Source organism: uncultured Chloroflexus sp. (assembly GCF_938091255.1).
In the GTDB taxonomy this organism is placed as follows: domain Bacteria; phylum Chloroflexota; class Chloroflexia; order Chloroflexales; family Chloroflexaceae; genus Chloroflexus.
On the sequence record NZ_CALLJH010000027.1, the window covers coordinates 23,686 to 46,688 of the forward strand.

At 58.5% G+C, this 23,003-nt stretch carries 24 protein-coding genes; 10 read left to right on the plus strand and 14 right to left on the minus strand.

The genetic code is table 11. From position 1 onward, the window contains the following. Window positions 1–137 precede the first annotated feature (137 nt). Window positions 138–2,594, minus strand: a complete 2,457-nt coding sequence (locus tag Q1A00_RS09930; RefSeq protein WP_298403262.1) for a penicillin acylase family protein — start codon at window positions 2,592–2,594, stop codon at window positions 138–140. A gap of 197 nt (window positions 2,595–2,791) precedes the next feature. Here Q1A00_RS09930 and Q1A00_RS09935 point away from each other — a divergent pair, with 197 nt between their 5' ends. The 6 genes from Q1A00_RS09935 to rpmE all read left to right on the plus strand — a co-directional run bounded on the left by Q1A00_RS09935 (window position 2,792) and on the right by rpmE (window position 7,710). Next, complete coding sequence (locus tag Q1A00_RS09935; RefSeq protein WP_298403259.1) at window positions 2,792–3,709, plus strand: polyprenyl synthetase family protein; 918 nt, start codon at window positions 2,792–2,794, stop codon at window positions 3,707–3,709. Between the two features lie 72 nt (window positions 3,710–3,781). Continuing rightward, complete coding sequence (gene aspS, locus Q1A00_RS09940; RefSeq protein ID WP_298403257.1) at window positions 3,782–5,548, plus strand: aspartate--tRNA ligase; 1,767 nt, start codon at window positions 3,782–3,784, stop codon at window positions 5,546–5,548. Between the two features lie 208 nt (window positions 5,549–5,756). Next, window positions 5,757–6,671, plus strand: coding sequence for a response regulator (locus Q1A00_RS09945; RefSeq protein ID WP_298403255.1), 915 nt, complete (start codon window positions 5,757–5,759; stop codon window positions 6,669–6,671). 122 nt (window positions 6,672–6,793) lie between these two features. After that, the gene (rplU, locus tag Q1A00_RS09950) at window positions 6,794–7,105 is read left to right on the plus strand and encodes a 50S ribosomal protein L21 (RefSeq protein WP_012258181.1); all 312 of its coding nucleotides are present in this window, start codon (window positions 6,794–6,796) and stop codon (window positions 7,103–7,105) included. A 13-nt stretch (window positions 7,106–7,118) separates the two neighbouring features. After that, on the plus strand, window positions 7,119–7,397 hold the full coding sequence (gene rpmA, locus Q1A00_RS09955) for a 50S ribosomal protein L27 (protein WP_298403240.1): 279 nt from the start codon (window positions 7,119–7,121) through the stop codon (window positions 7,395–7,397). A gap of 13 nt (window positions 7,398–7,410) precedes the next feature. Next, on the plus strand, window positions 7,411–7,710 hold the full coding sequence (gene rpmE / locus Q1A00_RS09960) for a 50S ribosomal protein L31 (RefSeq protein WP_366144819.1): 300 nt from the start codon (window positions 7,411–7,413) through the stop codon (window positions 7,708–7,710). Window positions 7,711–7,758: 48 nt separating this feature from the next. Here the strand turns inward: rpmE and Q1A00_RS09965 are convergent, their stop codons facing one another. After that, on the minus strand, window positions 7,759–8,733 hold the full coding sequence (locus Q1A00_RS09965) for a YafY family protein (protein ID WP_298482421.1): 975 nt from the start codon (window positions 8,731–8,733) through the stop codon (window positions 7,759–7,761). Window positions 8,734–8,809: 76 nt separating this feature from the next. Next, complete coding sequence (locus tag Q1A00_RS09970) at window positions 8,810–9,004, minus strand: hypothetical protein (RefSeq protein ID WP_298403235.1); 195 nt, start codon at window positions 9,002–9,004, stop codon at window positions 8,810–8,812. A gap of 241 nt (window positions 9,005–9,245) precedes the next feature. Here Q1A00_RS09970 and Q1A00_RS09975 point away from each other — a divergent pair, with 241 nt between their 5' ends. The 3 genes from Q1A00_RS09975 to rfbB all read left to right on the plus strand — a co-directional run bounded on the left by Q1A00_RS09975 (window position 9,246) and on the right by rfbB (window position 12,132). Further along, window positions 9,246–10,379 (plus strand): 5-(carboxyamino)imidazole ribonucleotide synthase, encoded by a 1,134-nt coding sequence (locus tag Q1A00_RS09975; RefSeq protein ID WP_299756542.1) that lies wholly within the window; start codon window positions 9,246–9,248, stop codon window positions 10,377–10,379. A 22-nt stretch (window positions 10,380–10,401) separates the two neighbouring features. Next, entirely contained in the window at window positions 10,402–10,896 is a 495-nt protein-coding gene (gene purE, locus Q1A00_RS09980; protein ID WP_298403230.1) for a 5-(carboxyamino)imidazole ribonucleotide mutase, read from the plus strand. Window positions 10,897–11,100: 204 nt separating this feature from the next. After that, on the plus strand, window positions 11,101–12,132 hold the full coding sequence (rfbB, locus tag Q1A00_RS09985; protein ID WP_298403227.1) for a dTDP-glucose 4,6-dehydratase: 1,032 nt from the start codon (window positions 11,101–11,103) through the stop codon (window positions 12,130–12,132). A 19-nt stretch (window positions 12,133–12,151) separates the two neighbouring features. On the opposite strand, the gene Q1A00_RS09990 is transcribed toward rfbB, so the two are convergent. Both Q1A00_RS09990 and Q1A00_RS09995 read right to left on the minus strand, forming a co-directional pair. Then, entirely contained in the window at window positions 12,152–12,358 is a 207-nt protein-coding gene (locus Q1A00_RS09990; protein WP_298403225.1) for a hypothetical protein, read from the minus strand. Continuing rightward, window positions 12,346–13,062: a TIGR00730 family Rossman fold protein gene (locus Q1A00_RS09995; RefSeq protein ID WP_298403222.1), complete on the minus strand. Its 717-nt coding sequence runs from the start codon at window positions 13,060–13,062 to the stop codon at window positions 12,346–12,348. Before Q1A00_RS09995 ends, Q1A00_RS09990 begins: the two co-directional genes overlap by 13 nt. A gap of 145 nt (window positions 13,063–13,207) precedes the next feature. On the opposite strand from Q1A00_RS09995, the gene Q1A00_RS10000 reads away from it, so the two are divergent. Beyond that, window positions 13,208–13,789: a thymidine kinase gene (locus Q1A00_RS10000; protein WP_298403219.1), complete on the plus strand. Its 582-nt coding sequence runs from the start codon at window positions 13,208–13,210 to the stop codon at window positions 13,787–13,789. 50 nt (window positions 13,790–13,839) lie between these two features. Here the strand turns inward: Q1A00_RS10000 and Q1A00_RS10005 are convergent, their stop codons facing one another. The 9 genes from Q1A00_RS10005 to Q1A00_RS10045 form a co-directional block, all read right to left on the minus strand. After that, window positions 13,840–14,502, minus strand: coding sequence for a PspA/IM30 family protein (locus Q1A00_RS10005; protein ID WP_298403216.1), 663 nt, complete (start codon window positions 14,500–14,502; stop codon window positions 13,840–13,842). A gap of 204 nt (window positions 14,503–14,706) precedes the next feature. After that, entirely contained in the window at window positions 14,707–15,423 is a 717-nt protein-coding gene (rsmG, locus tag Q1A00_RS10010; protein ID WP_298403213.1) for a 16S rRNA (guanine(527)-N(7))-methyltransferase RsmG, read from the minus strand. 6 nt (window positions 15,424–15,429) lie between these two features. Further along, on the minus strand, window positions 15,430–16,044 hold the full coding sequence (nadD, locus tag Q1A00_RS10015) for a nicotinate-nucleotide adenylyltransferase (RefSeq protein ID WP_298403210.1): 615 nt from the start codon (window positions 16,042–16,044) through the stop codon (window positions 15,430–15,432). Window positions 16,045–16,056: 12 nt separating this feature from the next. Next, complete coding sequence (locus tag Q1A00_RS10020) at window positions 16,057–16,299, minus strand: hypothetical protein (protein WP_298403207.1); 243 nt, start codon at window positions 16,297–16,299, stop codon at window positions 16,057–16,059. Between the two features lie 12 nt (window positions 16,300–16,311). Beyond that, the gene (locus Q1A00_RS10025) at window positions 16,312–17,214 is read right to left on the minus strand and encodes a hypothetical protein (RefSeq protein WP_298403204.1); all 903 of its coding nucleotides are present in this window, start codon (window positions 17,212–17,214) and stop codon (window positions 16,312–16,314) included. A gap of 114 nt (window positions 17,215–17,328) precedes the next feature. Next, window positions 17,329–17,976 (minus strand): hypothetical protein, encoded by a 648-nt coding sequence (locus Q1A00_RS10030; RefSeq protein ID WP_298403201.1) that lies wholly within the window; start codon window positions 17,974–17,976, stop codon window positions 17,329–17,331. A 219-nt stretch (window positions 17,977–18,195) separates the two neighbouring features. Continuing rightward, entirely contained in the window at window positions 18,196–18,840 is a 645-nt protein-coding gene (locus Q1A00_RS10035; protein WP_298403319.1) for an N-carbamoylsarcosine amidohydrolase, read from the minus strand. Between the two features lie 55 nt (window positions 18,841–18,895). Then, on the minus strand, window positions 18,896–20,833 hold the full coding sequence (locus Q1A00_RS10040) for a hydantoinase B/oxoprolinase family protein (RefSeq protein WP_298403198.1): 1,938 nt from the start codon (window positions 20,831–20,833) through the stop codon (window positions 18,896–18,898). A 44-nt stretch (window positions 20,834–20,877) separates the two neighbouring features. Next, window positions 20,878–22,923 (minus strand): hydantoinase/oxoprolinase family protein, encoded by a 2,046-nt coding sequence (locus tag Q1A00_RS10045; protein WP_298403195.1) that lies wholly within the window; start codon window positions 22,921–22,923, stop codon window positions 20,878–20,880. Between the last annotated feature and the right edge of the window lie 80 nt (window positions 22,924–23,003).

The following is a 23,003-nucleotide window of genomic DNA, read 5'->3' on the forward strand; positions in this document are numbered from 1 at the left end:
AATGCTTGAGCGGATTTTGGATGGCGTGATCCGCGCAGCAGTTGCTGATGAGCTAGGTAGGGAGCCAGCATCGTTGGCTCCCTCCGCACTCTTGCAATGACCATTGCGTGAGGCTCACCGGCGTCTGCAGGATCCCATTATCCTTCACTCGTTAAGGTTAACACTCCATCAGTATACCGCTCCACGGCGGGTCGCGTCCACAACAGGGGATGATACGCGCCGGCCCGCCACGCATCAGTCATATCGGCATAGTGCGGACTGGCCGGATGGCCGCTCTGACCAGCGGGCAAAATGGCGCGGGAAGCGTCCCAGTCGCTCAGATCGAGAATAAAGCGTAGCGATGGCGCATTGAAGATCGTCATGCCGGCAATATCGCGCGGAATGTAGCAATGGTTAACGGTGTCGAGATCGCCACCCATCGGCCATGGCCCGCGGTTGAAGAGCGGGGTCAGCGCCGGCACACTCCCCAGCGGATGGCGCAAGGTCAGGCTATGGATCTTCCCGTACTGCCAGCGAGCCAGATCTGTACCCAGCCGTTCGGATAACTCGGCGGCAGTGCGGGCCAGCGCTGCACGCAACACGCCGCCCCACGTGCGACCATTGCCCAACCACTCGTCAGGTTGGTCGAGCGGTTGGGATGCCATGCGTTCCAGCACCATCGGTAATGCGCATTCCAGATAAATGTTAGCCGGCAACACACTAAACGATCCGAGCGCCGCCGGTGCGTGGAACAAGTTAGCGAGTTCTTGGTAGACGATACGGAGCAGATGGTAACGCAACCCGTCGTAGATCGAGCCGGCGACACTCTCGGCGTGAAGCTGGCCATCCCACTCGACAAGGATGTCCCGGATTCGCTGCTCGATCCCCGGTTCGAGGTTCAGGCGCGCCACCTGTTCGACAAGTTTTTTGCCGGGCACTGACAGCAGATCATTCTGAATCCGGGCAAAGCTGCGCACATCGTGTTGTTTGGTGGCATCGAGCAGCTCTTGGATACGTTGGGCGCGATACGGGTTGAGCCAAAAGCCATGGATGGGGGCATTGCGCTGTTCACCACCGGTAATCCGGTGGTTGGCGGAGACAATTGTGCCACCCGGCGGATCGAGCTGGCTGGGCAATTCTTCAAATGGGATCATGCCCTCCCATTCATACTCGCCGCTCCAGCCGGGCACCGGCAGCATACCGTCACTGTGCCGGCGGATCGGCAACCGGCCAGCCAAACAATAGCCGATATGGCCGTCAATATCGGCATAGACGAAATTCTGGGGCGGCGTATCCCAATCGGCCAAGGCAGCGCGGAACTCGTTCCAGTTTTGGGCTCGGTTAAGCTTCAGTACCGAACGCATTAAGGTTGGCGAGGGGTCGAGCGCCGTCCAACGGAGGGCAAGGGCGGTAGTTTCGGCGCTGGTCGTGGTGGGGTCGCCGCGCAGTGTGCCGGCCACCGGATCGATGATCGGGCCGTGGCGGGTGATACGCACATCGATTACCACTGGCTCTGCTTGCCCTTTGACCGTAATCGTCTCTGGCACGACTTCGGCGGTCAGCCACTCATCGCGCCAGCGATAGCGCAGCGGGTCAGCGGGATCGAACTGCTCGATGAAGAGGTCTTGGTTATCGGTACGCGCGTTGGTCACGCCCCACGCAATACGCTGGTTGTGGCCGATAATCACGCCGCAGGTGGCTGGAATGGTCGCTCCGGCGACGTGAAAATCGCCGCCTTCGAGATGCACTTGGTACCAGAGATTGGGCAAGGACACATTCAGATGCGGATCATTCGCCAGCAGAGGGCGTCCGCTAGTGGTGCGTTTGCCGGCTGCCACCCACGCATTGGAGCCTTGCGGCGTCTCGGTCTCGCCGGTAAAGAGGGCGGCATCGCTAGCCAGTTGCAGGGCGGCGGCGCCGAGATTGGCGGTGTAATGCGCACCGGACGGCACCGTCAAAGGGCCGTCTTCGGGGTAGCGCGGACGGAGTGCAACGGCCCGCTCGGTGCCCACAGTTGCCACAATCTGCGCCTGCAACAACTCTTGCATCCAGTTGGTCGAGAGATTAAGTGACATCATCTTTGGCCAGACCAGCAGATCGGCCAATTCCCACGGCTGTGGCTGGAAACCGAGAATGGTAAACTCGAGCGGCAACCGGCTGCCAATCTGCTCGATACAGGCATTCACGCCGCGCAAATACGCGGTCATCAAGGTTGCCGTCTCATCGTCGAGCAACGCAGCTTCGCGGCGGGCGATGCGGCTAAAGCCGAGCGTGCGGATGAAGCGATCGGAGTCGATCGCAATCGGGCCAAAGATCTCGGCTAGCCGGCCATGCCCGATCCGGCGGTGCAGCTCCATCTGCCAGAGCCGGTCTTGGGCATGCACATAGCCAAGGGCGCAGAAGAGGTCTTCGTTGTTATCCGCATAGATATGCGGAATTCCCCAACGATCACGGCGCACTTCGACGGCTGCGTGCAGACCGGGCAGCTTAGCCCGCCCATTGGTGCGCGGCAAGGGACGGCGCAGGGCAGCGACGGCGCCCACGCCAGCAAGGGCGGCGACCGCGCCAATCGTAATGCCGATGGCCCGTCCGAGGCGAGAGGGGTTGAATGTCACGCTCCACCTCCGTTTCAGACTGAGAATGGTGACACTTGTATTGTCAACCGCACAGCCGAAAGTGTCAAACGCTGATCTGGGGAAAGTGCCTGCGGTAGTGCCGCTTACGACCATTATCCGCTTAAGCGGTTGACAGTGACGAACGGATGGCGTATCTTTCCAAAAGGGAATCGCATGCGCAGTCGAAGAAACGAACCATGAGCTGGTCTGTTCCACCAGAATTACATCACGATTTCTTGTTAGTCGAGCAGCTTTTGCGTGAGCGCACGCGGGCGCGGCTAGCCGTCATTTCTATGGTTGGCCCCCATTTGATGACCGATCCATCTGATCGGTTGCGGGCGTTGATTGTGCTGGCCATTGCCCGCTTGGGGAATGGTTCTGGCGAACAGGTGGCGCATGCCGCGGCAGCGGTGGAACTGATTGAAGCAGCGACCCGCGTGCACGATGATCTGATCGACGAGCAGGCCCGCCGCGCTGGTCGGGTGGCTAACGGCGCGTGGGATCACGGTGTGGCGCTCATGGTGGGCGATTACCTCTTTGCACTGGCTGCCGGAGAGATGGCGCGCAGTCCCGATCCGCGCATTATTGGTCTATATTCGCAGGCAGTGATGCGGATCTGTGAAGGCCAGTTGACGACGGTGAGCAGCTTGACGCCGCACGAGGCGGCGCTGGCGGCGTATTGGCAGCGGGCGGAAGCGTTGGCCGGGGTCTTGTTGGCGGCGGCGGCGCAGGCCGGGGTATTGTGCGGTGGGTTGGCTGACCCATTGCTTGAATCGGCGGCACAGTTTGGCCTGCGGCTTGGCTTAGCCCGGCGGCTAGCCAAGGAGATACGTGATATTGAGGCAGATGGCGCCTTGCTGCAAGCCGGTTATGTACCGTTGGCCTTAGTGTTGGCCGCTGGTGATGCGCCAGCGCCAGAGTTGCAGGCACTCTTTGCCCATCCGTCACCGGAAACGACTGCAGCCGCGGTACCGATCATCCGTCGCGATGGGTTGCCGGCAGCGCGGGCGGCGCTGGTTGAACAACAGGCTGCTGCCCGGCAGGCGCTGGCGCAATTGCCGGTTGGCGTGACCACCCCGTGGCTCACGGCGCTGATCGATCAGATTGGTGGCTAAGCGGTGCGAGCGCCTATGTTATAATGCGACGGCTAACCGTTCGTTGCCGCTTTCAATCCGGCAGGAGAGGCTATGTACCGTTCACATACCTGTGGTGAGTTGCGCCCCGCTCATGCTGGCCAAGAGGTGACACTGGCCGGCTGGGTGCATCGCCGGCGCGACCACGGCGACCTTATTTTTATTGACCTGCGCGATCGCTACGGTATCACGCAGGTCGTATTTGATAGCGCTAACCCGGCGGCGCATGAAGTAGCCGAGACAGTGCGATCGGAATATGTTATTCAGGTGCGTGGGCGGGTGCGCATTCGCCCTGCCGAAGCTGTCAATCCTGAAATTGCCACCGGCGAGATCGAAGTGTCTGCGATTGAAGCGCATATCCTGAACTCGGCCCGCACGACGCCGATCTATATTGCCAAAGAAGGTGGCGAAGATGAAGCGGTGCGCCTCAAGTATCGCTACCTTGACCTGCGCCGCGAGCGGATGCAGCGTAACTTGATCTTGCGCCATCGCGTGGTCAAGTTTATCCGCGATTTTCTTGATAACGAGGGTTTTCTTGAGATCGAGACCCCGATCTTGATCAAATCAACTCCAGAAGGGGCGCGTGACTATTTAGTACCTTCGCGCTTGCATCCGGGCAAGTTTTATGCCCTGCCGCAAAGCCCGCAGCAACTCAAGCAGTTGCTGATGGTCGCCGGCTACGATAAATATTTCCAGATTGCCCGTTGCTTCCGTGATGAAGATCAGCGCGCCGATCGCCAGCCTGAGTTTACCCAGCTCGATATGGAGATGAGCTTCGTCGATCAGGAAGATGTGCTCGATCTGATCGAGCGGCTCTTTACTGCGCTGTGTCGCACGATAACGCCGCACAAGCATCTGCCGACGCCATTCCGCCGCCTCACCTATGCTGAAGCGATGGAGCGCTACGGTTCCGATAAGCCCGATCTGCGCTACGACCTCGAATTAGTCAATCTGAGCGATCTGCTAGCCGAGACGCCGTTCCAAGTGTTCCGCAGTGCGTTGGTCACCGGCGGTCAGGTGAAAGGGATTCGCGCGCCGGGGTGTGCAACCTTCTCACGCAAGCAGATCGACGAGCTGGCCGAGGTGGCACGCGCTGGCGGTGCGAAAGGGTTGGCATGGGCCGTTCTACCCGCTGATGGTGGCGAAGTCCGCTCAAGCTTTGCCAAAAACCTTGCTCCCGGCGAGTTCGAGGCGATTGCCCAACGTATGGCAGCGCAACCCGGCGATCTGTTGTTGATCGTCGCTGATCAGCCGGCGGTGGTTGCTGCCTCACTCGACAAGCTGCGCCGCAATCTGGCCGAACGGCTGAACCTTGCCGATCCCGACACGCTCTGCTTTGCGTGGGTCATCGATTTTCCGCTGGTAGAATGGAACGAGGACGAGCAGCGCTGGGATGCCGTTCACCATCCCTTTACCGCACCCAAAGACGAAGACCTGCCGCTGTTGGCAACCGATCCGGGCAAAGTGCGGGCTAAGGCTTACGACCTGATCCTCAATGGTTATGAGGCGGGCGGTGGTAGCATCCGTATCCATCGCCGTGATGTGCAGCAACAGATCTTTTCGCTGCTCGGCATCAGTGAGGCACAGGCGCAGGCGCAATTTGGTCACATGCTGGAAGCGTTTGAGTATGGCGCGCCACCCCACGGTGGGATCGCTCCCGGTATCGATCGGCTTGTGATGATCTTGGCTGGCGAGCCGACTATCCGCGAAGTGATGGCCTTCCCCAAGACGCAGCAAGCAGTCGATCTGATGACCAACGCGCCATCGCCGGTTGATGAGCGCCAGTTGAAAGAGCTGCATATCCGGATCGTCGATGAATGACGCTCCGGAGCGCCACCACAGGAAGTGGTCTCTGCCGATCGGCAACTCGGTGGTAGGCGCAAAATCTGCCGGCTACGGTGTCTGGGGAAAAAAGTAGTACTTCTGACCCGGCGACAAGTTCGCTCAAAAAAGCTATACTATAAGATGCACGACGTCCATGCCGCCGCCGCGCCGAGACAGGCGCGGCGTTGCGTTCGCCGGAGCAGGTATGCCCAAGCGCATTTTAATTGTCGATGATGATCCAAACATTCGCCGGTTGGTGGCGTTGGCGCTCACCGATGATACGCCGTATGAAGTGAGCGATGTCTCTTCGGCGGAGGCTGCGCTGTTGCACATTTCGCGCCAGCCAGTCGATCTGTTATTCACCGATCTCCGCATGCCGGGTATGAATGGGATCGAGTTGATCCAGCGGGTGCGCCAGCTCGATCCGAGCACGGCAGTGGTCGTGTTTACCATTAGCCCCGAAGACTTGTCGCCGCAACTCAAAGCCGAATTGCAGATCGACTACGTGTTGACCAAGCCGGCCACTGCCGAACAATTGCGGTTAGCAGCGACCACCTTGCTCGATCCGATCAAGCCGGTGGGATCAAGCCGTCCCGAAGCGCAATCAGCCGAACCGGCCAGCGGCAGCCGGTTTAGTCAGCGGCTGGCCGCCTTGCGTGCTCGCCAGTCGCCGCCAGCGGTGAACTCGGCGGTAGCAATGCGGCTGACGCCCAACCAGCCCGGTCGAAGCGGGCGTAGCTATTCGGAAGCCCAGCTTGAACGCATGCGGCAGGCGTTGAAGGATTTGGCGCTAGCGCCCGATGTGCAGTGTGCGATTTTGGCCGATATGAGCGGGTTGGTGCTCAGCCATTGGAGCCGGCGGCGCGATATTAACGTCACGGTAGTGGCGGCGCTGGCTGCCGGCAACACGCTGGCGCTGGCCGAGATTGGCCGCCATTTGGGTCAGCAGCGTCCCGGCCATTTGGTTATTCACGAGGGCCAAGATCAAAACATCATTATGGCGTCGGTTGATGACCTGATCTTGTTGCTGGCAATTGGCGCTAATGCGTCGCTCGGTTGGGCGCGGATCGCCGCCTTGCGCGCGTGCGAGGAGATGGCTCGGATTGCGCGCAGCGAGTAGCGAACGGCGTTTGACACTACGCCAACCCTTTGCTATACTACGCAAGGCAAAGGGCGGTGCAACCGCTCTGTTTTCATGTTGTCTCGACGCAGTGCGTGCGTCGCCCCAAGGAGAAGAAGACCGTGTATGCGATTATTCGTGACCGTGGTATGCAATACCGTGTCGAGCCGGGCCAAGTCCTGACCATCGACCTGATCAGCGCCGAGCCGGGCAGCCAGATTGAGCTAGGTGAAGTGCTGTTGGTGGGCGACGCGGAGCAGGTAAAGGTTGGCTCGCCGCTGGTCGAGGGTGCTGTGGTGCGGGCAGAGGTATTGGGTGAGCAGAAGGGCGACAAGATTGTCGTGTTCCGCTACCGCAACAAGACGCGCTATCGCCGCCGCACCGGCCATCGCCAGCGCTATACCAAAATTCGCATTAGCGAGATCGTCGCCTAGAGGAGCTTGAACAATGGCACACAAAAAAGGTGTAGGCAGCTCGCGCAACGGGCGCGACAGCAATCCGAAAATGCGCGGTGTCAAGCGCTTCGGCGGCGAGCTGGTTCGGGCCGGCAATATTATCGTGCGCCAGTGCGGCACCAAAATCAAGCCGGGTGAGAATGTCGGCGTTGGCCGCGACTGGACACTCTACGCCCTCGTTGATGGCGTGGTGCAGTTCGGCCACTATTCGCGCACCCAGAAGATGGTCAGCGTGATCCCAGTTGCGTCTGCCGAGTCCGCTGCCAATTAGAGAGGATACGACGGTGAAACAGGGTATTCATCCCAAGTACTATACCGATGGCATCGTCTGCACAACCTGCGGGACGGTGTGGAAGATCGGTTCGACCCGCCCAAATCTGCGGGTGGAGATTTGTGCCAACTGCCATCCGTTTTACACCGGTGAACAGCGTATCGTCGATACCGCCGGCCAAGTTGATCGCTTTATGCGCCGGTTGAATGTCGCTCAAGAGCGGCAGACCGAGCGCGAAGCGCGCCGCGCTGGCCGCCAGCCCGAAAAGAAGAAGAGCCTGCTGAAGGAAATTTACGGCGAAGAGACGGAATAGTTGTTGGTGTCTCGGAAATAGCTGGGGCGACGCGCGCGTCGCCCTCTCTTATTTGTATTTATCTAATATGCGGCGGGCATGGTTGATGACCTCGGCCCGTAGGTCCTCCGGCTCGATCACCTCCACCTCAGTTCCCCAACTCAATACCCAACCTAAGATTTCGCGAATGCCGGCGACGGTCAGGCATAAGTCGCAACTGCCATCGGCATGGTTAAACAATTGTTGGCTGTGGTGCCAGCGAGTCTCGCGGATGCGCGGCGCAGCTTGCGGGCTGAAGCGTAGGTGAATCGTCACTTCAGCCTCGTTCATCACCTCCCACGACCGCGCTAAGTGGGTATACGGGTCAAAGTCCGCTGGAATACTGAACTGCTCGTCGAGCAGCTCGGCATGCTCGATCCGTTCCACTTTGAAGGTGCGCAAGTCATCGCGCAGCCGGTCGTAGCCGATCACGTACACTCCCGGCGTCGTGCGCACCACTTCGAGAAAATAGGGGGCAATGTCGCGTTCGGTGAGCGGACGGTTGGGGGCGCGGTAGCAGATGCGCACCATGCGCCGTTCAGCCCACCCGCGGGTGAGGAGTTCGAGGATGGTGACGTAATGCGGATCCGGCGGGCGCTGGCGCACAATATCGGCCAAGCGGGCAATGTGGCCGGCGATCGTTTGGTCGGGCAGACCCGCAGCGAGCTGGTCGAGCGCTGAAACAATGTGCGGGTTGTGTTCGTCGCTGTGGTGGCTGAGCAACCGCGCAGCGAAAAAGAGCGCGATCGCTTCATTGAGGTTAAGTCGGATGGTGGCGAGGTACTTGCTGCGATCGAGGCCGTATCTGCCGTGGTGCTCCCAAATGGGTACCCCCGCTTCGCTCAGCGTATCGAGATCGCGGTAGATCGTGCGCCGGTTGACGCCGCACAGTTTGGCGAGTTCGATCACGCTGTAGCCGTTGGGTGGTGCATTGTATAGCTTATGCTCAAGGTGGCGCAACCGGGCGGCTTTGCTACGCAACCGGTTTTCGGCGCTGTTCATCATAGGTGTCATAGAGAGAATGGCCGCAAAGCAAGGCTCCTATGACGAGTTGCCTTCTTTGCGGCAGTGATCGGTGGTGCTACAGCACGAAGGAAGCCGCAATCATCCCAATCGTGAGCAGCCCGCCCCAGATTGTGATCCAAATTAGGTCTTGGCGGACATCGGCATACTCGCGGCTGTAATCAGGCGGTTCGACCGACCGGGCGACCGGGCGGCGTACCGGGCTAGAGCGTTGATTGGAACGGCGGCGATTGCTGCGCGAAGAAATCGACATACGGCCATGCTCCTTGCGAAGGTTGTTGTCACCAGTTGTATTATAGCGGAAGTTTGCGCCTGACTTTGAAGGGGTGGGCTGGATGACATAAGCTGCGAGGGAAGTCTTGCTCAACCCGTGCTATGGGATGGGACGCTGGTGTAGAGCGATAGACCCGTGCGAGCTCATCATACGCTTGCGCATCTAGTCCTCTAACGGTACTATACCCAGCGTGGTTAATCAGTTCGTGGTGAGAAGCGCTATGCGGGTAGGGATTTTTGGCGGCGGCCAGTTGGCGCAGATGCTGGTGCAGGCAGCCATTAGTTTAGGCATTGAAATCGTGATCTGCGAGCGGGTGCCAGATAGCCCGGCGGCGCGGTATACCCAGCATGCGGTGGTTGGGCCGTGGGAAGATGAAGCGGTGCTCGCTGCGTTTGCCCGCCAGTGCGATCTGGTGACGTTAGAAAACGAGTTTATCGATGCCGGCTTGCTCGAGCGGGTTGTTGCTTTGGGTACGCCGGTTTGGCCCGCCCCGGCGACGGTTGCCGTGGTGCAAGATAAGTTGTGGCAAAAGGAACGATTGGCAGCGGCAGGGCTGGCGGTGCCGCCGTTCCGGTCGGTCGTTGCGCCAGATGAGGTCTTGGCGGTTGCCAAAGAGTTTGGCTGGCCGCTGGTGCTCAAAGCGCGCCGCAATGGCTATGATGGCTACGGCAATGCCACGCTGCGCGGTCCCGCTGATGTCGCGCCAGCGTGGGAACGGCTTACTCGCGGCGGCAGCCTGTTGTTGGTTGAGGCATGGGTGCCGTTTAGCCGCGAATTGGCGGTGATGGTTGCGCGCCGGCGCGATGGCGCGACGGCGGTGTACCCAGTGGTCGAAACGGTGCAGCAGAATCATATCTGCCATGTGGTCTACGCGCCGGCGCGGGTTGAACCGACGATGGCCGCGTTGGCGACTGAACTGGCGGTGGCCGCGATTGAGGCGGTCGAGGGGGTGGGGATTTTTGGCGTCGAGTTGTTTGCGCTGGCCGATGGCCGGGTGCTAATCAATGAGTTGGCCCCCCGCCCGCACAATTCCGGCCACTACACGATTGAAGCCTGCGTCATCTCGCAGTTTGAGCAGCATCTGCGGGCTGTGTTAGGGTGGCCGCTTGGCTCGACCGCGATGCGCGCGCCAGCAGCGGTGATGGTCAATCTGCTCGGCCAGCGCAACGGCCCTATCAATACCAGCGCAATCATCGAGGCGCTGGCGGTTCCCGGTGCGCACATGCACTTTTATGGCAAGCGCGAAGAGCGAGTCGGGCGCAAGATGGGTCATATTACCGCGTTGGCAGATACCTTGGCTGAAGCCGAAACGATTGCTCGTCGCGCCGCTGCGCTGGTGGCGATGCCATCGTGACGAATCGAGACGAGGAAGCGCTATGTCTGATCATCCGCTCGTGGGTATCATTATGGGCAGTGACAGCGACTTGCCAACGATGCAAGGCGCAATCGATGTTTGTCGCGAGTTTGGCGTTCCCTACGAAGCGCGGGTTGTCTCAGCGCACCGCACGCCGCTCGATATGGCCGAATACGGCATCACCGCGCACCAGCGCGGTATCAGGGTCATCATTGCCGGGGCCGGCGGCGCGGCTCATTTGCCCGGCATGATTGCCGCCTATTCGCCGTTGCCGGTGATCGGTGTTCCGGTGCCGAGCAAAGCGCTCAACGGCCTCGACTCGCTGCTCTCGATTGTGCAGATGCCGGCAGGGGTACCGGTTGCCACGGTTGCGATTGGTAATGGTCGCAACGCTGGTTTGCTCGCTGTGCAGATTCTGGCTAGCGCCGATCCGGCTTTGTTGGCGCAAGTGCAAGCTTACAAAGAGCGTATGGCAACCGAATCGCGGGCCAAAAACCGCATCTTTACAGAAGCGTAATCTATGTGGCCGGCAAGACTGGTTGCCTATTCATTCTCATGTGCTATTGTCTGTAACGTTGTCTGTAAGTAGATATGATTGCCGCCAAGCGATAGCACAAGCCGGTTGGCGCAGACCTTCGGCGTTTGTATCAAGATAGCAGTTGCAGCAAGATGCTATCGTTGGTTGCGCGAACGTTATGCAGTGAAAGGGATTGGATCTCCTATGAGACATCTGCTCGTGACTGGCGGGGCCGGTTTTATCGGCAGCAACTTTGTTCACTATATGCTGGGCAAGTATGCCGATTATCGTATCGTCGTCTACGACAAACTGACCTACGCCGGCAATTTGGCTAATCTGGCGCCGGTCGCCAACGATCCGCGCTTTGCGTTTGTGCGCGGTGATATTTGTGATATTGATGCGGTGCGTGAAGCGGTGCGCGCCTATGATATTGATACCATCATCAATTTTGCCGCCGAGACCCACGTTGATCGCTCGATTATGGCCCCTGACGCGGTGGTGCGCACCAATGTCAACGGCACGTGGGCGTTGCTAGAGGTGGCGCGCGAACTAAAACTCGAGCGCTTTCATCAGATCAGCACCGACGAGGTGTACGGCGCGATCCCGGCGCCGCATCGCTCACGCGAGGGTGATCCGCTCGAACCGCGCAGCCCCTATTCGGCCAGCAAGGCTGGGGCCGAGCATCTTGTCTATGCGTACTACGTCACGTATGGCGTGCCGGTGACCACCACGCGCGGCTCAAACAATATCGGCCCATACCACTACCCCGAAAAGGCTGTGCCACTCTTTACCACTAATGCCATTGACAATCTCCCCTTGCCGATCTACGGAGACGGATTACAAGTGCGCGATTATCAATACGTGCTTGATCACTGTGAGGCAATCGATATCGTGCTGCACAAAGGCCAACTTGGCGAGGTGTATAACGTTGGCACCGAAGTCGAGACACCGAATATCGAGATGGCGCGCAAGATACTCGATATTCTTGGTAAGCCGTACAGCTTGATCCAGCACGTTGCTGACCGGGCCGGCCATGATCGGCGTTACGCGCTCGATTGCTCGAAACTGCGCGCATTGGGGTGGCGTTCGCGCCATACTTTTGATGAAGCGTTGGAAAAGACCGTGCGTTGGTTTGTCGAGAACGAGGCGTGGTGGCGACCAATCAAATCCGGTGAGTACATGGACTATTACCGCCGGCAATACCTCGAACGCGGCGGGTATCCGGCGGCGACGTAAGGTGTGTCACAGCGGGCGTCTATGCCCCCGCCGGCGTAATCACCACCACATAGCCATCGCCGATGCGCCGGAACCGCACGTGGCGCGGGAGGGGCGGCAATTGGCGTAGGCGCAATTCTTGTTCGACGCGGGCCAAAATTTCCGACCAAAGGCCCGCGTCACCTTGATAATAGCGGCGCAGCAATGCACACAATTCGTCATCCGCTGGCCACGTTAGCGCGTCCACGGATCGCCGCCTCTCTGCCGGTGCTGATGAGCTTGTACAATCAGGTCGCAAATCTGTTGCGGATCGTCGCGCACCTGCAAACGGTCGAGATCGGATTGCGCAATCGTACCGCTGGTGAGCAGCGTATGGCGCGCCCAATCGATCATACCTTGCCAAAACTCTGAGCCGTACAGCACAATCGGGAAATCGTGGATTTTGCCCGTTTGGATCAAGGTTAAGGCCTCAAATAGTTCATCGAGCGTGCCGAAGCCGCCGGGAAAGATGACAAAGGCATGGGCATATTTGACGAACATGATTTTGCGGATGAAGAAGTAGCGAAACCGCACTTCAAGATCAACGAAGGGATTAGCGCCTGCTTCAAATGGTAATTCAATCGTACAGCCAACCGAGCGCCCGCCACCGGCGCGCGCGCCTTTGTTAGCCGCTTCCATCAGGCCGGGGCCGCCGCCGGTGATGATGGTAAAGCCGGCCTGCGCGAGTAAGCGGGCCGTTTCACTCGCTGCCAAATAGATGGGTGAGGTTGGTGGAATACGGGCCGAACCAAAGATCGAGACGGCGGGGCCAAGCCCGGCCATATTCTCGAATCCTTCCACAAATTCACCCATAATCCGCAACACGCGCCACGTGTCGGTATGGGTAAAATCGTGCGGGTGACGGTACGGATCGGTGCGCAGCAGGCGTTCGTCTTCTGTCTGGCGTGACATATATGGTATACTCCGCAAGCTAACGGTAGCCGAGAAAGGCGACCGCAAGAGCGAAACGGCAAGGGTGAATGATGATTCCCCTTACCGATGGCGTATGTACAGTGTACCCTACTTAGCCTAGCATATGATCATTTCAGGAGGAGTAATGACCCGTCCGAGCGATGGCGGCCGTATCGAGGTTATTTGCGGCTGCATGTACAGTGGCAAGACCGAAGAGCTGATCCGGCGGATGCGGCAAGTGCGGATTGCCCGCCAGTCGTACCGGATCTTTACGCCGCGGATGGATACGCGCTATGCCGAGGGGCAGGTAGCTAGCCATAGCGGCAGCCGGCTAGAGGCGATTACAGTGGCAACAATGCGTGAGATTTTGGCCTATGCCCAAGATGTGCATGTCGTGGCGATTGATGAATTGCATCTGTTTGATGACGATCCGGCCGAGATGGTGCGTGGCTGCCAATGGCTCGCCGACCGTGGCGCGCGGGTGATTGTGGCCGGCCTCGATCTCAATTACCGCGCCGAGCCGTTTCCAGCGATGATGCACTTACTGGCCATGGCCGAGCAAGTTGATAAACTGTACGCGATCTGCGTTAAGTGCGGCGCGTATGCGACGCGCTCACAGCGTTTGATCGACGGCAAACCTGCCCCGGCCAATGCGCCAACAATTGTTGTGGGCGGTCTTGATATGTACGAGGCACGCTGCCGCGCTTGCTACGAGCCGGCGGTATAGAGACGGGGTAGGTGTAGGGGCAGGTTTGACACCCGCCCCTCGCTATCCGATCAGCTCAATCCCAGCTTGCGCTTCAGCTCAGCCAGTTCGCTATCAACCTCGGTCTCCTTCTCAAGGTTGCGAAAACGAGCCTCAAGCGAGTCACCTTCGAGCTTTGCCATTGCCTCAGCCCGGGCCAAGCGGTCATCAACCTTCTCTTCCAGTTGATCAAGCTTATCAAGTGCGCTGACACGACCAATCGAATTGGCGGTGCGTTGAATTGCTTCTTGGGTTTGGGCACGGTTTTTCTTGGCGATGATCAGCTCTTTGCGTGCCTTCACCTCAGCGATCCGCGTTTCGAGATCGATCAACGCTTGCTGTAAGGCCTCTACCTGCTCTTCCTGAGCCTTCTCTTGGGCACGGTACTGCTCGGCCAGCTTCTGAGCCTGCACCTTGCGGGCAAGCGCCGCCTTGGCCAGCGCCTCATCACCGGCGCGCAACGCTCGCTCGGCCTTGATCTGCCATTGCTCGGCCTCACCTTCGGCAGCAATACGGCGTTGTTCAAGCCGAGTCTCATCGGCCATAGCTTGGGCGACACCGGTACGAGCCTCATACAGCTCATTAGTCAGTTGGCGCAAGTATTCATTCGCCATCTTCTCCGGGTCCTCCGCTTTGTCTAGCATGGCGTTGATGTTGGCGCTGATCAGATCCTTGATACGACCGAGAATGGACATGGATGCTCCTCCTTTGGATGTTCGGACAGATGACCAAGGCTGCGGACTTGCTGCAACGGAAACACTGTTTACATCATAGCATGTCGATCCGTCATCCACAACCGTTGATCTGTACGTGTGGAGAGGTCAAGAAGTTGCATGAATACTGCATCAGCGCATGCGGATGTGCCAAAGAGACAACTATTTGTTTGTCTCTACGCCTGTTCACAGTGGCCGGCGGGCCGGTATGCCAATCGCGCGCGGAAAACGGTCAGGAGTGGGGGCGATTTTGGTCACAATCACAAGACTGCGGCGCTCTTCACCGGGAATATCTACCGGCTGACAGAGACTTATTTCGCCGCCGAGCAGGGCCAGTGCGTTGCGCGCCGCGACAATTTCGGCCTCGGGATCGCGGCCTTTGGGCGCAAGCAATCTCCCGCCAATCCGCAACAGCGGCAAGGCGTATTCCACCAGTACCCGCAGCTCGGCGACAGCGCGGGCCGTCACCACGTCGTACTGATCGCGTTCGGCGGGATCGCGTCCTACTGTTTCGATCCGTTCATTCAGCACGCGCGCGCCGTCCAGTTCGAGACAATCAATCATGTGGTGCAAGAACTCAGCCTTCTTGCCGGTAGCTTCGACTAACGTGACTGGCAGTTCTGGATAGAGAATTTTGATCGGCAGCGCCGGGAAGCCGGCCCCGCTGCCAATGTCGAGCAGGTTGGCCGGTTGTGATTGCCAATCACGGGCCAGCCACAGCGAATCGAGCAGGTGGCGGCGCACCATAGCGATGCGGTCACGCACTGCGGTGAGATTAAAGCGGTCGTTCCAGACGATCAGTTCGTCGAGATAGCGATGAAATTGGGCGATTTGACGCTCATTGAGCGCAAGCTTCCACGCGGCGGCGGTCTCGCTCAAGAGGCGCTCGGCATCGTCGGCCATGGGGCGTTATTCCTCAATTTGATATAACCGGTGATGATTCACATAAGCCAGTACAGCATCAGGCAACTGGTAGCGTACCGGGCGACCGGTGGCGAGGCGCTGGCGCAGATCAGTGCTGGAAATAGCGAGTTGTGGCCCGGCAAGGACAATCATACGATCACGTACTGCCGGCACTGCTGCAACGAGCGATTCGTGGTCAAACGTATAATTGGGACGCTCGACCACGACGAGGTGAGCGAGGTGTGCGATCTGGTCAGGTTCGCGCCAGCGCGGCAAATCGGTGGCGGCATCAGCGCCGATAATCAGAAACAGCTCAACCTCTGGGCCGTACCGTTCCCGGCATACACGCAACGTATCAATCGTATACGAGGGCGGCGGACGATCAAGTTCGAGCGACGATGGGACCAGTGCGTCGTTGCCGGCGCACGCTAACCGCACCATCTCCAGCCGGTGATGAGCAGCAGCGAGATGGCTTTCCTTCAGCGGTTGAGCTGCGGCAGGAACAATGAGCACCTGATCGAGTCGGCAAAACCAGCGCGCCTCTTCGACAATGGCTAAATGACCGAAATGGATCGGATCGAACGTACCTCCATAAATCCCCAACCGGCGAACCGTAGTCATGATGAAGGCGGGTTACTCTTCGTCCAGCTCATGCGCTTCTTGGAACAGATGCCACACCAGCCAGACAACATCATTCTGGTCATCAGGATGGAGGTCTTCGATATACGGCCAAATCAACTCAGCTACATCGGCACGCGGCAACAGAAACACGCGCTCGCCGAGCGCATAATGCAACTGGATCGCCAGCTCATCGGCTAGCTCTTGCAAGTCGCGTTCGGGTAGGCGGTCATCGGTGGTGAAACGGTAGCCGCGCATAGTCCCACCTAACTAGCGTTGTCGCAATGCGCGTGTACGCCGGTCATCTTCGTAGTACTCCTCATCTTCGCGAGTCGAAAGTTGGCGGGTTGCCGCTTCGTGCTGGCCAGTGGTAGATGAGCGGCGAGGCAGCAGGGAATTTTCGGTCAGCGTTTCGGCGACAAAATCGAGGTACTTCTGGATATCCTCATTGTCTTCAAGGCTATTGAACGGAACAGTTGCCCCGCTCACGGTCTTGACGCTCTCGCCAATATCGCGCAGGGTTGCGTCAATGCCTTTGACCAATCCACGCATCACGGCGGCCAATTCCTCACGCTCTTGCACGGTCAGATTCGCAAACCCGATCAACGCCTTCTCTTGCGCACGCAGGAGCGTCGCGCGCAGAATGGCAATATCAGCCTGTGTTTGCAGTTCGTAGCGACGCACCAGATGGGCTTGGCGCACTTGCTCAACCAGCTCCTCAGAGGTCACCGGAGTCCACAAGAGCGCAGGAATAATGATAAAGCCGATAATGCCAATCAATACCTGTTGGACGACTAATCCGGTACTTTGGACAACCGGCTGCGACGCCCACCATGTCCATTGAATTTCAAACGAATAATAGACAAGGTAGAGCGCGGCGATCATGACCGCGACATAGCCCCACGTCTTTGCGTTGATTTTTTGCAAGAGCATCCCACCCGGCGACCATGGGATGAGGAACGACATGAGGCTCGGTGGCGCTAACACCAGAATTGCGGTGTATGCCGCAGCAATAATCCAATTGCCGGTTAATTGACTCTGGACACCCCACCAATAGACCGCAGAGCCAATCATAGCGATGAACGCGAGGATGGCAAGCAACGATTTTGAGGTGAATTGCCAGCCGCCTCGGCGGCGTTGTCCACGCACCATTTCAAGATAGCGACTGCTCACGGCGGTTCCTTCTTCCTTGCTAAACTATAGCTGTAGAACTATCAAAAGTGACCAAACCGAAAAGATTATACAACCATTTCCTAACCAGTTCGTAACCCGGTAACTGCGAAACCGTCAGCCTTTGGCTTGCACATCAGGCGTTAAAAAGACGAACGTCTCAATCCATTCATCATATCCTGCGGTGCGAATACGTTCGATTAACGCAGGAGAGAGGGAGGAAAGTCCATAAGAATGGTTGATATGGTATGGTACTTCAAGAGATAGCTGATTATTTTCGCGGAAGGTGAATGTGGCTTGTGCCATAAATTCACCATTTATGATACCGATTAATACTGATTGTTGATTAACTGGATCGTACCAGTACAATTCACTGCGTTTCGTTGTATATAAACGTGGTTCGGCAAAGATTTGGCGATTGAGCTGTTGCAATCGCCAACGTTCTTCGCTCGATAATGCCGGCAACGTTGGTAAGACGAGGGTTGGCGCTGGCACTAAGGTGGGTGTGGGCGGCGCTGTGGTGACTGGTGGCGGTGTTGCAACAATAATCGCTGCGGTCGCAGTCATTGTGCTTGCAGGCACAGCAGCTTCCTGCGCCGGCACAAGATTTGTCGGCCCTATCGTGGCGCGCAAGGTTTGCGCTAGTGGTGGCAAGGTAGCCGGCAATGGCCCGTTCACGTCCATTGTTGTCGGTAATGTTGACAGACAACCACTGAGCGCGACGACCACGCCGGCCAGAAAGATCCAGCGATAGCGGTGGCTCATCGCTTAAGACCGTACACTTTCTATGAGGAACACAAAATGTCGGCATTGAAGCAGATGCCGTACCCTCCATGATAATACTATCTTTGCATAAAGTCAAGAAGAAATATATTACGTGAATGGAGCAGGATGAACCGAATATCGCGCTACAGGAGTTATCTGTTTAAGGGTTCAGGTTCTACGATGGCTGCAATGATAGTTCATTGTTACAATGTAATGGTTTTATGGCGTTGATAGACGCAAATACGCCAATACCTCATCAACCGCAACCACGTCACCGTATTTGCCATCGATATCAAATAAATTGGCAAAGTGCGGTTCAGGGGCGCGGTCGCCAACGCATTCGCGGGGCACGATCACCCGAAAGCCGTGTTGCATGCCATCAACGGCACTAGCCCGGATGCAGCCGCTGGTTGAGCAGCCAATCATAATGATGGTATCGACCCGCAGTGCAGTGAGCGTGGCAGCGAGATGGGTGCCGAAAAAGGCGCTGGCATATTTCTTTTCGATGACGAGTTCATTCCCTTGCGGATGGAGTTCGTCAACAATTGCAATGAGCGGCGAGTCGTGGGTAAGTTGGCGTAGCGCCGGTACCTTTTGGACGAAGATACCACCGTCACGGCCATCGGGTGCGTAAGCGACGGTGGTGTAGATGATCGGGATGCCGGCAACACGGGCTGCGGCTAACACCGGCTGACTGGCGCGCACCGCATCCGGTACGCCGGGAGCAGCGTATAGCGGCGAGCCGGGGGTGGTGTAGGCTTTGATGAAGTCGATCACCAGCAGCGCCGGTCGTTCGCCAAAGCCAACCCGCCCAGCTAACCCGTGTTGACGGTAGTCATCGGCAAGGTGGTCAAACGGTGTCATCACACTATAATCCTCAGAATGGTTGGGACGACGCATGCGTCGCCCCAACTCTACCTTAATCTGCCGTCACTTCGCGTTGAGCGGCAACTTGCGCCATGCGTTCGCGACGGGCGGCGCGAGCCATCGCCCACCGCACCGGTTGCGGTTTGCGCGGCGCAGGCAAGCCGGTCTCGGCTTCGGCGTTCGCCAGTAGCTCTTCGAGCGGTGGGCCAAAGTCGAAGCCTTTGATCTCGCCGCGCGCGGCGGCCAGCTCGGCACGTTTGGCTTCGGTGGCGGCAACATCGATCTCTAGCGTATCGGTCAGGACAACACCGTAGTCGTTCAGCGCCTTTTCCCGGCTGACTAGTCCGTAGCGCACATCGCGCTGCACCGCTTCAGCGGGTCGAGTGAGCGGGTCTTTCCAACCACCGCCGCCGGCAGTGCGGTAAATCAGTTGATCACCCGGTTCGACGGCGATTTGGTCACATTTGCTCGGCAGCACCTGCCGGCTGCCATCGGTGCGCACCAGCAACTTGCTCGACCGGCTGCCCGGTTTGCCGCCGACGTTGCCCCACGGCGGCGTCAGCCAGCGGTCGTCGTGGATCGAGATTTCGCCCGGTTCGAGGAAGGTGTAGACCTTCTCGATGCCGTTGCCGCCGCGGTGGAAACCGGCGCCACCCGAATCTATGATGCTGGTGTAACGCTCGATCCGGATCGGGTAGTAGCTCTCAAGGTATTCGGTGGGGATGTTAGTAAACAGCGGCCACCACGAATGCCCATCCATTCCATCACCAATCGGACGACCGGGAATCCCGCCGTAGTTGATTTCCATCAGATAGAAGAACTCGCCGTCTTTGTCGTAGCCGGAATAGAGCAGGTAAGGCGAAGTACCATAACCGGCGGCGGTGGTAAACTCTGGTGCGCGTTTGGCCAACGCTCCGCCGAGCACGTCGAACAAGCGGGTGAGGGCATGGGTGCGGCATCCTAGCGCCGCCGGAAATTCGGGTTGGATGAGGCTGCCTTTGGGCATAGTGACGTGCAGCAGCGGATAGAAGCCGTCGTTGAACAGGATTTGCGGGTCGAAGACCATGATTAGGTAGACGCCGATGAACATCTTGAACATCGACTCATTGAGGTAGAAGTTGATCGGCCCCATCGCTTGCGGATCGGTGCCCGTCCAATCAAAGTAGGCTTCGTGGCCTTGCCGCCAGATGGTCAACTTCATCTTGAACGGCCCGTTGCCCAGCCCATCGTCATCGACATAATCCTCAAACGACTGCGGCTCTTCAGGCAAATTGCGCATGATCAGCTCTTTCATCGCCCGATAAGTGCGGTCGAGCAAGGCTTGGGTGGCAGCCAGATAGACATCTTTGCCGAAGCGGTCACACAGCTCGATCACCCGCTTTTCGGCAGTGCGGCAACTGGCGATGATTGCCATCAGGTCGGCGCGGTTCATTTCGGGTTGGCGGACGTTGTTCAGCATAATGTCGAGTACGGCCCGGTTGAGCTTGCCACGTTCGTAGATTTTGACCGGCGGCAGCCGCAACCCTTCACCGAAGATGGTGGTGGCGTTGGTGGGCAGCGAGCCGGGTAGCGGCCCGCCGACATCTTGGGCATGACCAAACATGCTCGCCCAGCCGATCAGCTCACGATTCTCCCCTTCGCCGTAAAAGATCGGCAACATTACCAGCAAGTCGTTAATGTGGCTGATCGCGCCGCCGCAGAGGTAGGGATCCGAGAGCAAAATGACATCGCCGGGTTCGATTGTCTGATCCCAGTTATCGAGCAGACCGGCGATATACGAACCGAACTGGCCGACGATCATCCGCCCATGCGGGTCGGTAATCATCGGAAACTGGTCGTGCTGCTCGCGAATAACCGGACTCATCGCCGTGCGGTAGAGCACCGCGTCCATCTCATAGCGGGTATTCTTGAGCGCGTTTTCGATAATATCGAGCGTGATCGGATCGATCTCGATCTGAGGGATCGACGCGATTTTGAGATTGGTCGCCATAGCTGTTCCTCGTTTTTCGTCTTGGCACAACGCCGCACCGGCGTTTAGCTGCGATTGATCAACAGGTTGAAATAGCGATCAACGGTCGCAGTGTGATGGGGCAGCACCACCGTCGTGCTGTCAACTTCAGTGATAATGGCCGGGCCTTCGACCTGCATACCGGGGCGCAGCTTGTTGCGGTCGTAGAGCTTGGCCGTGATCCATTCGCCGTGGCGGTAGATCTGGTGTTCGCCAGTGTAGGCGCTACTAGCATCGGCATCACCCGGCTCGGCTTCAGGTAATTCAACTTTCGTTACCCGACCAATACCAACCGCGCGCAGATTGACGATCTCGACGTTGCTGTCGAGCATAAAACCGTAGGTGCGGTCGTGCAGCTCGTTAAAGCGTTGTACCAGTAACGGGATTAAGTCCTGCTCAAACTCAGCCTCGCTGACCGCAATCGGCATCTCGTAGCCTTGGCGGTAGTAACGCATATCAACGAAGTAGCGAATCTCTTGGCGGGCGGGCGGAATAGCTTCGGCGGCGAGCATAGCGCGGGCTTCGCGGCCCAGTTCGCGCAGTATGCCGACCATCTCTGCTTGATCTACCTGATCGACCGTGCGGATGTAGGTACGGGCAAACTCGTCACGGTAATCAGCGCTGAGATCACCAAGCGCGCAGAGCAGACCGGGGGCAGGCGGCACGATCACCGGGTAGCAGCCAAGCAATTCGGCCAGCGCGTTGCCGTGGAGCGGGCCGGCCCCGCCGAAGGCCATCAAAGCAAATTGGCGCGGATCGAAGCCGCGTTGGACACTGACCAGCCGCAGTGCGCCGAACATATTCTCGTTGACGATGCGCAAGATTCCCTCGGCAGCGTCCATCAAGCTCAAACCAGTCGCATCGGCGATTTTCTGCACTGCCGCTTTAGCTGCCGATATATCGAGCTGCATCGCACCACCAAGAATGCTTGGTGGCAAGTAGCCACAGACCAGATTCGCATCGGTAACGGTCGGTTCAGTGCCGCCTTTGCCATAACAGGCCGGGCCGGGCACTGCCCCGGCGCTTTGAGGACCAACCCGCAACGCGCGAGTAAGCGAAGGCACGTGGGCAATTGAGCCGCCGCCAGCGCCAACCGAACGCACATCCACCGACGGCACCTTCACCGGGAAGTAGCCGAGCACCGTCTCGCGGGCAATATTCGGCTCACCCATACAGAGCGAGACGTCGGTTGAAGTGCCGCCCATATCGAAGGTCAGAATATTGGGATACCCGGCGCGGATGGCGATGTGCAATGCGCCAGCTACGCCACCTGAGGGGCCAGAGAGCAGCGTATAGACCGGGTTTTCCTCAGTCGTCTCGGCAGTCATCAGGCCGGCATCCGAACGGAGAATGTTGAGCTTGGCTTGCACCCCCTGCTGGCGCAGATGCTGATCAAGGTTGTGAACGTAGGTCTTGACTTTTGGTTTGACATACGCATTCATAGTTGCGGTGAGCGTGCGCTCGTACTCGCGAAACTCCGGCAGCACGTCATACGAGATAGTTACTGGCAAGTTAGGGGCGACGCGCTGGGCAATCGCCTTCAGGCGGCGCTCGTGATCGGGGTTAGCATACGAATTGATCAGCGAAATCGTCAGCGACTCGATGCCCGAATCGACCAGCTCGCGCATCACCGCTTCGGCTTGGGCCTCATCGAGTGGGCGCACGACCTCGCCGCGCGCACTCATACGCTCGGATACCTCGCGGGTATCGGCCAGTGTTGCGGGCGGTTCCGGCTTAATCATGATCATCCAGCCCGCCAACGGCCCCGGCGTCTGCGAGCGGGCAAGGTGCAAGATCTGCTTAAAGCCTTCGGTGGTGATCAGACCGACACGCGCGCCTTTGCCTTCAAGAATGACGTTGGTCGCGACAGTGGTACCGTGCATGATCTGAGCGACTTGTGCGGGGTCAATGCCAGCTTGCTGGCAGATGGCCGCGATCCCGGTCAGCACTGCCTCTGACGGATCGTGGGGCGTGGAAGGGGTCTTGTGGCGCCAATAGCGCCCACTCTCCTCATCGAAGAGCATAAGGTCGGTGAAGGTGCCGCCGACGTCGACTCCGATACGATAACTCATGGCTCCATTCCTCCCGTTGAAACTGCTATCTCTGCCCTCATCCCCCCCCGCCCTTGTTCCACCCCGTGAGAGAAGGGGGA